Annotated in this window: 14 protein-coding genes; 3 read left to right on the forward strand and 11 right to left on the reverse strand. The window is 71.4% G+C overall.

Annotated elements, in window-relative coordinates; translation table 11 throughout:
• Positions 1 to 92 precede the first annotated feature (92 nt).
• A complete protein-coding gene (locus ABN034_RS08275; protein ID WP_349330230.1) occupies positions 93 to 248 on the forward strand; it encodes a DUF6131 family protein in 156 nt (51 codons plus the stop codon).
• 107 nt (positions 249 to 355) lie between these two features.
• Positions 356 to 1168 (forward strand): Fpg/Nei family DNA glycosylase, encoded by an 813-nt coding sequence (locus ABN034_RS08280; RefSeq protein ID WP_349690400.1) that lies wholly within the window; start codon positions 356 to 358, stop codon positions 1166 to 1168.
• A 104-nt stretch (positions 1169 to 1272) separates the two neighbouring features.
• Here the strand turns inward: ABN034_RS08280 and ABN034_RS08285 are convergent, their stop codons facing one another.
• Positions 1273 to 1881, reverse strand: a complete 609-nt coding sequence (locus ABN034_RS08285) for a flavodoxin family protein (RefSeq protein WP_349690401.1) — start codon at positions 1879 to 1881, stop codon at positions 1273 to 1275.
• Positions 1882 to 1962: 81 nt separating this feature from the next.
• On the opposite strand from ABN034_RS08285, the gene ABN034_RS08290 reads away from it, so the two are divergent.
• Positions 1963 to 3270 (forward strand): FAD-dependent oxidoreductase, encoded by a 1308-nt coding sequence (locus ABN034_RS08290; RefSeq protein WP_349690402.1) that lies wholly within the window; start codon positions 1963 to 1965, stop codon positions 3268 to 3270.
• A 327-nt stretch (positions 3271 to 3597) separates the two neighbouring features.
• Here the strand turns inward: ABN034_RS08290 and ABN034_RS08295 are convergent, their stop codons facing one another.
• From ABN034_RS08295 to ABN034_RS08340, 10 genes are all read right to left on the reverse strand, one after another.
• Positions 3598 to 5715 (reverse strand): iron ABC transporter permease, encoded by a 2118-nt coding sequence (locus ABN034_RS08295; RefSeq protein WP_349690403.1) that lies wholly within the window; start codon positions 5713 to 5715, stop codon positions 3598 to 3600.
• A gap of 5 nt (positions 5716 to 5720) precedes the next feature.
• On the reverse strand, positions 5721 to 6716 hold the full coding sequence (locus tag ABN034_RS08300) for an ABC transporter substrate-binding protein (protein ID WP_349690404.1): 996 nt from the start codon (positions 6714 to 6716) through the stop codon (positions 5721 to 5723).
• Positions 6717 to 6744: 28 nt separating this feature from the next.
• Complete coding sequence (locus tag ABN034_RS08305) at positions 6745 to 7590, reverse strand: ABC transporter ATP-binding protein (protein ID WP_349690405.1); 846 nt, start codon at positions 7588 to 7590, stop codon at positions 6745 to 6747.
• Positions 7591 to 7664: 74 nt separating this feature from the next.
• The gene (locus ABN034_RS08310; protein WP_349690406.1) at positions 7665 to 8459 is read right to left on the reverse strand and encodes an IclR family transcriptional regulator; all 795 of its coding nucleotides are present in this window, start codon (positions 8457 to 8459) and stop codon (positions 7665 to 7667) included.
• Positions 8456 to 8881: a 4-carboxymuconolactone decarboxylase gene (gene pcaC, locus ABN034_RS08315; RefSeq protein ID WP_349690407.1), complete on the reverse strand. Its 426-nt coding sequence runs from the start codon at positions 8879 to 8881 to the stop codon at positions 8456 to 8458. Before pcaC ends, ABN034_RS08310 begins: the two co-directional genes overlap by 4 nt.
• Positions 8878 to 10287, reverse strand: a complete 1410-nt coding sequence (locus tag ABN034_RS08320; protein ID WP_349690408.1) for a class-II fumarase/aspartase family protein — start codon at positions 10285 to 10287, stop codon at positions 8878 to 8880. The genes pcaC and ABN034_RS08320 overlap by 4 nt, the downstream gene beginning before the upstream one ends.
• A gap of 10 nt (positions 10288 to 10297) precedes the next feature.
• Complete coding sequence (pcaG, locus tag ABN034_RS08325; RefSeq protein WP_349690409.1) at positions 10298 to 10888, reverse strand: protocatechuate 3,4-dioxygenase subunit alpha; 591 nt, start codon at positions 10886 to 10888, stop codon at positions 10298 to 10300.
• The gene (gene pcaH / locus ABN034_RS08330) at positions 10878 to 11618 is read right to left on the reverse strand and encodes a protocatechuate 3,4-dioxygenase subunit beta (protein ID WP_349690410.1); all 741 of its coding nucleotides are present in this window, start codon (positions 11616 to 11618) and stop codon (positions 10878 to 10880) included. Before pcaH ends, pcaG begins: the two co-directional genes overlap by 11 nt.
• A 67-nt stretch (positions 11619 to 11685) precedes the next feature.
• Positions 11686 to 12870, reverse strand: coding sequence for a thiolase family protein (locus ABN034_RS08335; protein WP_349690411.1), 1185 nt, complete (start codon positions 12868 to 12870; stop codon positions 11686 to 11688).
• Positions 12867 to 13715, reverse strand: coding sequence for a CoA-transferase subunit beta (locus ABN034_RS08340; protein ID WP_502878987.1), 849 nt, complete (start codon positions 13713 to 13715; stop codon positions 12867 to 12869). Before ABN034_RS08340 ends, ABN034_RS08335 begins: the two co-directional genes overlap by 4 nt.
• Positions 13716 to 13721: the final 6 nt, after the last annotated feature.

The raw sequence follows: 13721 nt of genomic DNA on the forward strand, positions 1-13721 counted from the left end.
TCAAACGCGCCCGGGGAACCCGCAGAACACCTAACGTGGTTTTCGGGCCTCGAGAGCCCGGAGGCCCGTCCCCAACGCATAAGGGGTGTGCGGTGATCATTCTCGGTATCATCTTGCTGGTCCTCGGGTTCGTCCTCGGAATCTCCATTCTGTGGACCATCGGAGTGATCTTGCTTGTCATCGGCGTCATCTTCTGGATCCTCGGCGCGGTTGGCCGTCCGGTGGGAGGCCGGCGCTACTGGTTCTGACGCCTGACGCCACTGGGCCTCCGGGACGACAAGCCCCACGTGTTGTCGGCATCCCGGAGGTCCCTTGTGTGCGGCGCAGGACGGCGCGGGGGTGGAAGGCTTGAGGAGTGCCTGAGCTTCCTGACGTCGAGGGGTTCCGGAGAATTCTGGCCGAACACGCGACCGGGCGCCGGATCCAGGCCGTCACGGTCGAGGATCCTGGCGTACTCCGCGACACGAACCCCCCAGCACTTGACGACGCGACGCGCGGGCGGATGTTCGCGAACCCGGACCGGCACGGCAAATGGCTGATGGCGCCGCTGCGAACGCCCGGCCAGAGGCACCGTTCGCGCGATCCCACCGTGATCTTCCACTTCGGCATGACCGGCGGTCTCGTCTGGACCAGCCGACTCCACGACGAGCCGCGCCATCGCGACGACCGGGTCGTCTTCTGCTTCGCCGAGGGTGAACTGCGCTATCGCGACCTCCGCAAGTTACACGGCATCCGACTCGTCCAGGCCGATGGCGCGCTCGAGCTGCTCCTGTCGCGGCTCGGGCCCGACGCGTGGACGGTCTCGGCGGAGGACTTCGACCAGGCCCTGGCAGGCGTACGCCGGCAACTCAAACCCGCCCTCATGGACCAGGCCGTGCTCGCCGGTCTCGGCAACCTGCTGGTCGACGAGATCCTCTGGCGGGCCCGCCTGCAGCCGCGCCGGTCGACGAGCGACCTGACGCGCGCCGACCGCCACCGCCTGTACCGCCAGATGCGGAACGTCCTTCGGCAGTCGATCGATCGCGGTCGCGTCCCCGGCTACGCCCGGTGGCTCACCGGCTGGCGCGACGACGAGGACGCCCCGTGCCCGCGCTGCGGCACCCCGCTTCGCCGAAGCAGGGTGGGCGGCCGCACCACCGTCTGGTGCCCGCACTGCCAACCCGAATGAGCAGGCTGGGGTGGGCCTTCAGTCGTCTTCGAAGTCCTTGTTCGTACGACCGGACAGCACCGAATGCAGCTGCGTCCGCTCCGGCTTACGGCGACGATCAGCCCTCACTCGCTCGGCGGCGCGGACATCGGCGCTCCCGACATCGCCTGGGCGACGGCGTGCAGGTTGCGCGCCATCGTCCGTCCCGTCCGCTCCGACCAGGCGTGCCCGTGGGCGGTGTCGGCATACGACGGACCAGGCCCCGGTCCCGCGTTCCAGTAGGTCCACGCCTGGCCGGGCACCGTGTAACCGAGGTCCACGAGAGCACCCGCGATCTCGCTGATCACGTGGTGTGCACCGTCCTCGTTGCCGGTGACGACGACCCCGGCGACCCGGTTGTACGCGACCGGCCGGCCCTCCGAGTCGGTCTCGGACAGCATCGCGTCCATGCGTTCGAGGACCCGTTGGGCGATCGACGACGGTCGGCCGAGCCACGTCGGGCTCGCGATGACGAGGATCGCCGACCGCAGCAACAGACCGTGCAGGCGTGGCCAGTCGTCGCCCTCGCCCAGGTCCGTCTCGACGCCGGGCGGGATCCGCAGGTCGACGACCCTGGCGACCTCCACGCTGACGCAGAGGCGTTCGAGCTCGTCGACGACGACCTGGGCGAGCAACGCGGTGTTGGACGGCTGCGGAGACGGCTTGAGCGTGCAGTTGAGCACGACGGCGTGCATCGCCTCACCCCCGCCCGGTCCCATACCCACAGACGTTGGCCTGGAACGTTTGCGTACGCCAGTACTGGGCAGTCCTCGCGGGTGAGCTGCTGTATTGCCGGATGCGGGCCGGCCGGCGCGATGCTCGGCCTGTTGCTCGCCCGGGCAGGCGTCGACGTCGTCGTGCTCGAGAAGCATGCCGACTTCCTGCGGGACTTCCGGGGCGACACCCTGCACCCGTCGACGCTGGAGCTGATGGACCAGCTGGGACTTGCCGAGAAGGTGCACGCGCTGCCGCACTCGAAGGTCTCCACCGCAACCGTGCGGGCGGGGGGCGAGGAGGCGCAGGTGGTCGACCTGACGCAGCTGCGGACGCCCTTTCCGTACATCATGTTCGTACCCCAGTGGGACTTTCTCGACCTGATCACGGCCGAGGCCCGGCGCTATCCGCACTTCCGGCTGGTGATGGAGGCCGAGGTCGAGGGTCTGCTTGAGGCCGGCGGCCGCGTCATGGGGGTGCGTTACCGGGGTGCTGACGGCGGCCACCACGAGGTACGCACCGAGCTCACCGTGGCTGCCGACGGGCGCGACTCGACGCTTCGGGCCGCCGCCGGGTTGCGGCCGAGGGACAACTCCGCGCCTCTTGACGTGTTGTGGTTCCGGATCTCCCGCCGAGAGGACGACCCGGAAGGTCTGTCGGTACGCATCGGCGCCGGTGAGTTCGTCGTCCTGCTCAACCGGTTCACGTACTGGCAGGTGGGTTACCTGATCCTCAAGGGCACGCAGGAGAGGGTCCGCGCCGCCGGGCTGGAGGCGTTCCGCCGGTCGTTGGCGCGACTTGTGCCCGAGGTCGCCGACCGGGTGGGCGAGCTCACGGACTGGGACCAGGTGAAGACCCTCTCGATCCGGTCCAACCGGCTGCCCCGGTGGTACCGTCCCGGACTGCTCTGCATCGGCGACGCCGCGCACGCCATGACCCCGGTCGCCGGCGTGGGCATCAACCTCGCCATCCAGGACGCCGTGGTGGCGGCCAACGTCCTGGTCGAGCCGCTGCGGTACGGCCGGGTCTCCGTACACCATCTCCGCTCGGTCCAACGCCGGCGCGCCATCCCGGTCCGGATCGTCCAGGCGTTCCAGTCGGCGATCCAGAACCGGCTCCAGACTCCCGTGCTGCGCGCCGGGACCGCCCAGGAGGGAGCAACCCAGGACAGGGCCGCCCAGGAGGGAGCCACCGTGCGGATGCCGCGCGCGCTCGCGCTGGCCGGACGGATCCCCGTGCTGCGCCGGATTCCTGCGCGTCTGGTCGGCAAGGGAGTGTGGAGAGTACGCCTCAGCCGGCGACTCGAGGCGCTGTCGACTCCGCTTCCGGATTCGCCGACAGCGTCTCGGGACGAGGGCTCGGCCGGGTAGCCACAGGGCCGTCAGCTGCTCCCGAAGTTGGTGAAAACGATCACGCTGAGAATCAGCGCACCGATGAACACCAGGCCGCCGAGCACGATCAGGCTGGCGACGACCATCCTGGAGATCCTCCAGCCGTTGCGTGGCTTCGGCGCACGCCGCTTGCCATGAGCACCCATGAGCGTGTCTCCGTTGCGAGAGTGGGCAGAGACCTACGGGTGTCGAGCCTGGTCGTTGTGGGCGGGTGGTCGCATGAGTCGGACTACTCGGATCGCGGGTGAGTACGCCGACCGGCTACGCACCGTGCTCGGGTGGGGAGCGAGGGGAGGCTCCGGCTGCTCAGGCGCGGGAGCGCCAGAGCAGCCAGACGAAGTACGGCGTACCGATCAGGGCCGTCAGCAGCCCTGCCGGAATCTGTGCGGGTGCGATCACGAACCGCCCGATCGTGTCGGCGAGGCTGACGAGCAGCGCGCCGAGCACGGCCGCCACGGGCAGGACCCGGGCGTGCCTGCCGCCGACCAGCGCCCGGGCGGCGTGCGGCGCGACGAGGCCGACGAAGCCCACCACGCCGACCGCCGACACCGCGGTCGAGGTGAGGATGGCCGAGCCGGCGAGGGCGATCAGCCGGGTGCGTTCCAGCCGTACGCCAAGAACGCGGGGCGTGTCGTCGTCGAGCGCCATGAGGTCCAGGTCCCGGCGGACGACACACACCAACGGCGTCAGCACCACCAGCGCGATGACGAGGGGCAGCACCTGCGGGAAGGTCCGTCCGTAGGTCGAACCGGACAGCCAGATCAGCGCCTTCGACGTGTTCCACGGATCGGTCGCGACGATGATGAACGTGGTGAGGGCGGCGAAGCCGGCCGAGACGCCGACGCCGATGAGGACGAGCCGGTCGGAGTTCAGGCCGGTGCGCCAGGCCAGCGCGTAGACGAGAGCGAACGCCACCACCGCTCCCGCACCCGCTGCCGCCGACATCAGCCAGATGCCGGCCAGCGGCGCGAGGGTCAGCAGGGTCACGGCACCCACGCCGGCACCCGCCGTGATGCCGAGGATGCCCGGTTCGGCGAGGGGGTTGCGGCAGACACCTTGGACGGTCACGCCCGCGATCGCCAGGGCGACACCGGCCAGCACGGCCGCGGCGACCCGCGGAAGTCGGGTGTCGAGGACGAAGCTGGTCTTCGGGCCGCCCACACCGGCGAGCCAGTTGCCGATGTCGCCGGTGAGGAGCAGCGTGTCGCCGAGCAGCGCACCGGCGACGACGGCTCCGACCGCCGCGGCCAGGCCGGTGCCCAACACCACCCAGAACCGCAACCGGCTTCGTCCGGCCTTCGTCCGTGCGGCCGGTGGCTGCCTGGTCGGCCCGGAGTCACGGTGCCGGCGGGCCAGCCCGACGAGCACCGCGGCCCCGACCATGCTGGTGATGACACCCGTCGGGATGTCGACGCCGCCCTGCCCGCCCATGAACGTCCGCAGCGTGACGTCGGCACCGATGACGATGAGCGCCCCCGCGACACCTGCCAGTGGAAGGAGCACGCGGTGGCGGAGGATCCCCGGCACGAGTGGAGCGGCCAGTCGGACGATCGCCGGCGCGCACAGGCCGACGAAGCCGATCGGTCCCGCCACCGTCACGGCGACCGCCGTCAGCAGGACGGCCAGGACGGTCACCATGAGGCGCGTCCGCCGGACGCCGACGCCGAGCACCGAGGCGGCGTCATCGCCCAGGGAGAGGATGTCGAGTCGGTGACCGAGCACCAGCAGACCGGCGACACCGGCGAGCAGGACCGGCGCCATCTGCGTACTCGCGTTCAGGTCCGCCTGGATCAACGACCCGCTGCCCCAGGCGAAGAGCCCCTTGGTCTCCTCCTCGAACAGCAACAGCAGCAGCATGGTGAGCGACGCCAGGGCCAGCGCGGTCGCGGAGCCGGCGAGGATCAGTCGGGCCGGTCCCGACGCACCGCCGGCGGACAGCAGCAGGACGAAGCCTGCCGCGCCGAGACCGCCGAGGAAGGCGAGCCCACCGGCCGGGAGGACGGGCAGTGAGAGCCCGAACGCCGCGGCGGCGGTCACCATGAGGTGGGCGCCGGCGTTGACGCCGAGCGTGTCCGGCGAGGCGAGCGTGTTGCGGACCAGTGACTGGAGGGAGGCACCGGCGACGCCCAGGGCCACGCCGACGATCAGGCCGGCGGCCAGCCGGGGCAGCCGGGAGGCGACGAGGACGTTCCAGGCGTTGGTGTCCTCCTGCCCGAGGGCGAGCCTGAGCAGGTCGCCGGCGCCGATCTCGGACGTGCCCTGGACGAGATGGACGACGCTGAGCGCGGCGACGGCGGCGAGACCGAGTACGGCGACGACGGCGACGCGGGTGCGGCGCAGCGGACCAGTCGCCTGGCCGCCCGGTGTGGCCCGCCGCTGGTCGTCTGGCGGGCCTGCCGGGACTGCCGGCGAGGTGCGTTCCACCTGGGTCAAGGTGCGAGCGCCTTCACTACCTGGTCGATGAACGATATGCAGGACCGCGGGCCGCCGAAGGTCCACGTGCCGTCGTCGAGCTTGTAGAGCTGCTTGTCCTTGACGAAGGGCAACGAGGTCCAGATCGCGTTGTCCGCGAGACCTTCGGCGAAGACGTCGTCCTCGGAGGCGCTGTAGAAGAAGTGCACGTCCTTCAGCGCGGTGAGGCCCTCGACGTCGGTCTGGCCGAGACCCCACGTCGGGTCGACCTTGGCCTTCCACTGGTTCTCGAGGCCGAGCTCCTCTGCGATGTCGGACATCAGCGAGCCCTTTCCGAACATCCGGATGCTGACCGAGCTGCCCTCCATCCAGCCGTCGGCCATGGCGAACCCTTCGCCCGCGACGCCGGCCGCGGCCAGCTTCTTCCGCCCGGCGGCGAGCGCCTCGTCGAACTCCGCGACGACCGTCGCCGCCTTGTCCTCCTTGCCCACTGCCTTGGCGATGAGGGTGAAGTTCCCCTTCATCTGGGCGATGTTGTTGCTGGCGTCGCTACCCTCGATGACGATCACCGGCACCTGCTCCTCCAACACCCGGATGAGCGCTTCGCCGCGGTCGGGCTCCACGATCACGACGTCGGGCTCGAGGGCGACGATCGAGTCGACGCTCGGCTCGCCCCGGCTGCCGACGTCCTTCACGGAGTCGTCGAGCTGGACGGCGGCGTTCCAGGTGGCGAAGCCCTTGGGGTCGGCGATGCCGACCGGCATGACGCCGAGAGTCACGAGGTCCTCGACCTCGCTCCACTCCAGGGCGATGACCCGCTCCGCCGGCCCGTCCTTCAGGGTCACCTTCTTGCCGCGGGAGTCGGTGACGGACACGGGTGCGGCCTTGTCGGCCGGGGTCGTCCGGTCGCCGGGGGCGGCGGCCTCCTCGGTGGTCCCGCAGCTGGCGAGCAGGAACACGCTCGACACGAGCGCGATGAGAACACCCGTGACGGGCGTACGACGCGATGTCATGACAGTCCTTCGGTGTGGTTCGCGATGCTCAGACAGATGTCCGGGCTCGGTGGGTGTGCCGTCCGACCGGCTGGGTGGTCAGCAGGTGGGTGTCCGGGTCGATGCGTACGTCGATCCGGATGCCGTAGGTCTGGGAGAGCTGCTCGGCGGTGAGCACCTCGCCGGGTGGGCCGCTGGCGGCGACGCTGCCGTCGTCCAGCAGGACCACGTGGTCGGCGACTTCGGCGGCATGGTTGAGGTCGTGCAGGACCACCCCGATGGCGACGTCGTGCGCGTCGGCCAGGTCACGCAGCAGGTCGAGGATCTCCATCTGGTAGCGCAGGTCGAGAAACGTCGTCGGTTCGTCGAGCAACAGGACGCCGGTCTGCTGGGCGAGGGACGTGGCGAGCCAGACGCGCTGGAGCTCACCGCCGGAGAGTTCGTCGACCGCGCGGTCGGCCATGCCCGCGGTGCCGGTGACCTCCATGGCCCAGGCGATGGCGGCGGGCCCTTCCGGGTCATGCGTACGCCAGCGACCGCGGTAAGGGTGCCGGCCGTAGCCCACGACGTCGCGCACGCTGATTCCGGTCGGAGTCGGATGCGTCTGGGCGAGCAGCGTGACCCTTCGGGCGAACTCCTTCGCCGACAGGGCGAGGGCGTCGGTATCGCCCTCGAGGAGGACCTGTCCCGACGTGGGATGGTGCAGCCGTGCCAGCGAACGCAGGAGCGTGGACTTGCCGCTGCCGTTGGGCCCGACAAGTGCGGTGACCTCGCCGGCGTGCAGGCGGATCGAGGCACCGTCGACGACCTGGTGTCCGTGGTAGCCGAGGTGGAGGTCCACCCCACGCAACCCGAGGGTGGTGGCGCGCGGGAGCTGCTCACCGTCATCGTGCACGCGGTAAGGTTAGCCTAACCTCCCACCCGTGAAGCAACCCCTGGTGTGGATGAGGGGCTGGTTGGTGGGTCCCCTCATCCACCAGGGCGGGCACCGAGGTCAGCCTCCACCTTGCGGGCGGCGGCCTGCAGCGGCGGGAGCAGCTCGCGGCGAATCGTGTCGGCGCTGCCCCGGCTGGCCCGGGCCGAGACGTTCATCGCGGCGACGACCGTTCCGCTCGGGTCGCGCAGCGGGACCGCCATCGACCGCAGTCCCTCCTCCAGCTCCTGGTCCACCACGGCGAAACCCTGCGAACGGATCCGCCCCAGCGTGCTCCGCAGCTTCGCCGGATCGGTGATCGTCCGCCGGGTGATGGGCTTGAGCTCGGCCGTCGCGAGGTACTCCTCCAACCACTCGGCCGGTGCATGCGCCAGCAGTACCCGCCCCATCGACGTGGCGTACGCAGGGAACCGCGTCCCCACGCTGATCGCCACCGTCATGATCCGCTTGGTCGGGACGCGGGCGACGTAGACGACCTCGTCACCGTCCAGCACCGAGACCGAGCACGACTCGTGCACCTGCGCGACGAGTTCCTCCATGTGCGGCTCGGCGACCTCGGGCAGCGACAGGCTCGACAGGTAGGCGTATCCCAGTTCGAGGATCCGCGGCCGCAGGCCGAACCGCCGACCGTCCGTGCGTACGTAACCCAGCTCCACCAGCGTCAGCAGGAACCGTCGGGCGGCCGCGCGGGTCAGCCCGGTCAGCCGGGCGACCTCCGACAGCGTCAGCTCCGGATGGTCGGCATCGAACGCACGGATCACGGCGAGTCCGCGTTCGAGGGACTGGACGTACTCCGTCCCTCTCGCGGGTGTCTCGCTCTCCTCGCTCACGCGTCCTTCTCCTCCCGCAGAACCCGCTGGGCGATCGCGAAGGCCCGGTTGGCTGCCGGGACCCCAGCGTAGATGGCCACCTGCAGCAGCACCTCGGAGATCTCGGCCTGGTCGAGTCCGTTACGCCGGGCGGCCCGGACGTGCATCGCCAGTTCGTCGTCGTGGTGCAACGTCGCGAGGATCGCGAGGGTGATCACGCTGCGGGTACGCCGGTCGAGGCCCGGGCGGGACCAGATCTCGCCCCAGGCGTACCGCGTGATGAGGTCCTGGAAGTCCGCGGTGACCTCGTCCGTGCGCGCGATGGCCCGGTCGACATGGGCGTCGCCCAGGACCTCCCGGCGTACGGCCATGCCCTGCTCGTAGCGCACCCGGTCGCGGTCGCTGTCACGGGCGCCGTCTGTGCCGCTGCCGTCCACGGTCATCCCTTCGTCGTCGTCCGCTCGCGGTGCGCGGCCAGTGCCCGGTCGATGAGGGCGTCCGCCGAGCCCAGCCAGCCGACCGGATCGAGGGCTTCGTCGATGTCGACCGGTGTCAGGTGCTGGCGGATGTCGTCGGCGGCGAGAAGGTGGTCACGAAGGGGCGTGCCGGTACGCAGGGCGGCGCGGGCCAGCTCGCCGACCCGGTCGTGTGCCGCGGTATGCCCGAGCACCGGGGCGAGGCGGGCGGCGACACTCTCCGCCATGACGAGCCCGCCGGTGGCGTCGAGGTTCGCCCGCATCCGGTCGGTGTCGACCTCCAGTCCGCCGACCAGCCGGTGGGTGCGGGCGGTCGCCGAGCCGGTCAGGCGGACCACCTCGCGGAGTGGTTCCCACTCGGCGTGCCACGCGCCGGTGGCGCGTTCGTGTGCGTGCAGGGCGGTGGCGTGGAGGGTCGCCACGAGGCCGGGTACGCGGTGGGCCGCGGCGAGGATGAGAACGGAATCGACCGGGTTGCGCTTGTGCGGCAGCGTCGACGACCCGCCGTGTCGCCCGCCTCCCTGGACCGCCTGATCGCCTTCCGTGGCCGCCGGACCAACATCCGCGACCGCCCGACCACCGCCTTCGGCGACCTCGCCGACCTCGGTCTGCGCCATGAGGGAGACGTCGAGTGCGACCTTGCCGGCGGCCGCCACCACGCCGCCGAGCGCGGTCGCGACGTCGAGCCAACGTTGCCGGTTCGTGTGCCACGGAATCGTGGGGACGGCGAGGCCGAGCCGGGCGGCGAGCCGTTCGAGGACGGTCAGCCCATTTGTGGGACCGAACGCCGCGAGCGTGCCGGCAGCGCCGCCGAGCTGGACCGCGAGGTTCCGGCGTACGTTCGCCAGGCGGTCCATGGCCACATCGAGACCCGTCAGCCAACCGGCTGCCTTGAGTCCGAACGTCGTCGGGAGCGCCTGCTGGCCGAGGGTGCGCGCCACCATGAGGGTCCCGCGATGCTCCTCCACCAGCCGCGCGCAGGCCGCGGCCGCCGCGTCGAGCGTCGGGACCAGCATGTCCACGCCACGCGTCACGACGAGGACGAACGCGGTGTCGAGGATGTCCTGGCTCGTCGCGCCGTGGTGCACCCACGGCCGGGCCTCGGGGGGAACCTGGGCAGTGAGGGCGCGCACGAGGGGTACGACGGGATTGCCGGCGCCCTCGGCGTCCTCGCCCAGGCGGGTGATGTCGAAACGGTGCGGCTCGCACGCGGCGGAGATCGCCTCCGCCGTCTCGCGGGGGAACAGCTCCGCGTCGGCCTCGGCTTGGGCGAGCGCACTCTCCACGTCGAGCATCGCCTGCAGGACGGCGTCGTCGGACACCGCCGCGTCGACCTCGGCGTCCCCGAACAGCGGACCGAACAACCCGGGCACCTCAGGTCCGTCAGACCGCGAAGAAGCAGGTCTCATTCGCACCCTGCAGCCTGACGTCGAAGCGGAGCCCGTCCTCGTCCTTCCGGGCGACCAGCGTGTCGCGGCCCGCGGTCGGCAACGCCGCGAGCACCGGGTCGGCGGCGTTCGCTTCCTGCTCGTCGGGGAAGTAGATCCGGGTCACCAGCCGATCGAGCATCCCGCGGCCGAGAACCGACACGGTGAGGTGCGGCGCCTCGACACCGCCGTCCGGGCACGGCAGGCGCCCCGGCTTGACCGTCAGCACCCACCAGCGGCCGTCGGTGTCCGTCGGGCTGCGGCCGAAGCCGCGGAACCCCGGCACGGTGGGTGGACACGCGCCGCGCGGGTCGTCGGGGTGGTCGAAGCGCCCGGCCGGATCGGCCTGCCACGTCTCGACCAACGCGTCGGGGACGGGTACGCCGGCGCCGTCGAGGACCTGGCCGCCGATCCGGATGGCATCAGGCGTCCCGGCGGGGACGACGTACGAACCGTCGGACCACGGCAGGCCGAGGGAGAGGTACGGACCGACCGTCTGCGACGGCGTGATCCCCCACCGGGTAAGGGATCCAGCCTCACTCGTCATCCTCGTCCTCCTCCTCGAACGGCGTCGCCTCGCGGCCGCGCAGCACGATGTCGAACGAGAACGCGAGCGCCCACTCCGGCGTCGTACGGTCGTGGTCATAGCGGGAGACCATCCGCTGCCGCGCGCCCTCGTCGCGTACGGACAAAAAGATCGGGTCCTGGCCGAACAGCGGATCGTCCGGGAAGTACATCTGCGTCACCAGCCGCTGCGTGAACGCCCGCCCGAACAGCGAGAAATGGATGTGCGCCGGCCGCCAGGCGTTGGGGTGGTTGCGCCACGGATAGGCGCCGGGCTTGATGGTGAGGAACTCGTACCGTCCGTCGGCGTCGGTCATCACCCGACCCGCGCCGGTGAAGTGCGGGTCGAGTGGCGCCGGCCAGGTGTCGAGAGCGTGGCGGTAGCGGCCGGCGGCGTTGGCCTGCCACACCTCGACCAGGGTGTTCGGGACGGGCCGGCCGTCGCTTTCCAGGACCCTGCCGTGCACGAGGATCCGCTGGCCGAGCGCCTCGCCGCCCGGGTGCTGGCGGGTCAGGTCGTGGTCGAGCTCGCCGATGCGTTCCTCGCCGAGCAGCGGTCCCGTCACTTCGGTGAGCCGCTGGGGCAGCACGACGAGCGGGGCGTGCGGGAAGCGCAACCCGGTCGACTTGTAGCCGGGCGAGTCCAGCGGGGGATGGGCCCCGGTGGCGGGCTCGTACCTCGGCAGGACGAGGCCGGTCTGCTGCTGTGTCATCCTCGCGCTCCCGTCACTGTGGACCGACCGTGCGGACACGTGGGCTGCCTGAGCTGGAACGTCGGGGTCATGGGCTCTCCAGGAGGACGGCGAGGCCCTGGCCGACGCCGATGCAGAGCGCGGCCAGCCCGCGTCCGCCACCCCGGCGGTGCAGCTGCCACGCCAGCGTCCCGAGGATGCGCGCGCCGGAGCAGCCGAGCGGATGCCCGAGCGCGATCGCTCCGCCGAGCGGGTTGACGATCTCGGGATCGAGCTCGCGCCATTCGGCGAGGCAGGCGAGCGACTGGGCCGCGAACGCCTCGTTCAGCTCCACGACGTCGAGGTCGGCCCAACGCACGCCGGCGCGGCTCAGCGCCCGTTCGGCGGCCTGCACCGGCGCGACGCCGAAGAGCTGCGGTTCGACGGCGGCGACACCGCGCGCGACGATCCGCGCCAACGGCTCACGGCCCGCCGCCGCCGCACCGTCCGCGTCGCCGATGAGCAGCGCCGCTGCGCCGTCGTTGAGGGGTGAGGAGTTGCCGGCGGTGACGGTTCCTTCCGGCCGGAACGCCGGCTTCAGGGCACCGAGCGCCGCCATCGAGGTGTCCGCCCTGATGCACTCGTCGCGTTCGAGGGCGGTGCCGGGCATGAGCGTGACCTCGTCGGCGAACGCCCCGGCCTCCCACGCGGCGGCCGCCCGCTGGTGGCTCCTCAGGGCGAAGGCGTCCTGGGCATCGCGGCCGACGGCGTACTTCTCGGCGAGGATCTCCGCGCCCTCACCCAGCGCCACCGTCCACTCGGGCGGCATCGCCGGATTGACGAGGCGCCAACCGAGCGTCGTCGAAACCAGCGTCTCGTGCCCGCGCGGATAGGCCCGCTCGGGCTTCGGCAGCACCCACGGCGCCCGGCTCATCGACTCCACGCCACCCGCGATGGCGAGCGACGCGTCGCCGAGCGCCACCGCGCGGCTCGCCTCGACCGCCGCCTCCATTCCCGACCCGCACAGCCGGTTGAGCGTCGCGCCGGGGACGGAGGTCGGTAGGCCCGCGAGCAGGACGGCCATCCGGGCGACGTTCCGGTTGTCCTCGCCGGCGCCGTTGGCATCGCCGAGGAGTACGTCGTCGATGCGGGCGGGGTCGAGCTGCGGACTCCTGCGGACGACCTCGCCGACGACGTGGGCGGCCAGGTCGTCCGGGCGTACGCCGGCCAGGGCGCCGCCGTGCCTGCCGATCGGCGTACGGACCGCATCGAGAATGTAGACGTCCCGGCTCACCGCGTACCACTCCGTTCGGCCGGTCGGGTGCTCGGCGTCGTCGGCGTGGACTCCGTGGTCGGCCTGGGCTGTGTCGTGCCGTCGCCGCCGCGCATCGTGGCCATGAGGGTACGCAGGACGCTGAGTTCCCGCTCCGTCGGCGGTTCCGTCCGTTCGACCTGCGTCGCGACGGCGAGATCCCATCCGGTCGCCGCGCGAGCCTCGTCGACACTCACGCCGGGATGCAGGTGGGTGAGGGTGAGTTCGCAGGTCTGCGGATCGGGTTCGAGGATGCCGAGGTCGGTGATGACGAGTCGGGGTCCCGCGCCGGTGAGGCCGAGCCGCTGCCGATCGCCCGGGCCGGTGCCGAAGCCCACGGAGGTCACGAAGTCGAGCCGCGGGACGAACGTCCGCTGCGTCTGGCGTACGACGACAACCCCCTCCTGGCAGGACGCCGCGATCTCCGGCGCGCCGCCGGCTCCGGGCAGGCGGACCTTCGGGTTCGCGTAGTCGCTGCCGATCATCGTCGTGTTGATGTTGGCGTACCGGTCGATCTGCGCGGCCCCGAGAAACCCCACGTGGACGCGGCCGGGCTGGAGCCAGTAGTTGAAGACCTCGGGGACGCTCACCACGGCGTCGGCCGTCTCCGCGAGTACCCCGTCTCCGATGGACAGCGGCAACCGGCCGGGCTTCGCCCCGAGGCACCCGGACTCGTAGATCAGCACCAGGCCGGGCGCGTGCGTCGCACGGGCGAGGTTGGCGGCGGTGCTCGGCAGGCCGATACCGACGAAGCAGGCCGTGTTGTCGCGCAGCCGCCGCGCCGCCGCGACCGTCATCATCTCGTCGGAGGTGTACGCCTCACTCACCGCTGC

Origin of the sequence: Actinopolymorpha sp. B11F2, assembly GCF_040195635.1 — a bacterium.
Lineage (GTDB): Bacteria > Actinomycetota > Actinomycetes > Propionibacteriales > Actinopolymorphaceae > Thermasporomyces.

What these genes read in the sequence shown, in the direction of transcription:
- pcaH (WP_349690410.1), bottom strand. Translation starts at nt 11,618, where the DNA reads ATGACACAGCAGCAGACCGGCCTCGTCCTGCCGAGGTACGAGCCCGCC.
- pcaG (WP_349690409.1), bottom strand. Translation starts at nt 10,888, where the DNA reads ATGACGAGTGAGGCTGGATCCCTTACCCGGTGGGGGATCACGCCGTCG.
- ABN034_RS08300 (WP_349690404.1), bottom strand. Translation starts at nt 6,716, where the DNA reads ATGACATCGCGTCGTACGCCCGTCACGGGTGTTCTCATCGCGCTCGTG.
- ABN034_RS08285 (WP_349690401.1), bottom strand. Translation starts at nt 1,881, where the DNA reads ATGCACGCCGTCGTGCTCAACTGCACGCTCAAGCCGTCTCCGCAGCCG.
- pcaC (WP_349690407.1), bottom strand. Translation starts at nt 8,881, where the DNA reads ATGACCGTGGACGGCAGCGGCACAGACGGCGCCCGTGACAGCGACCGC.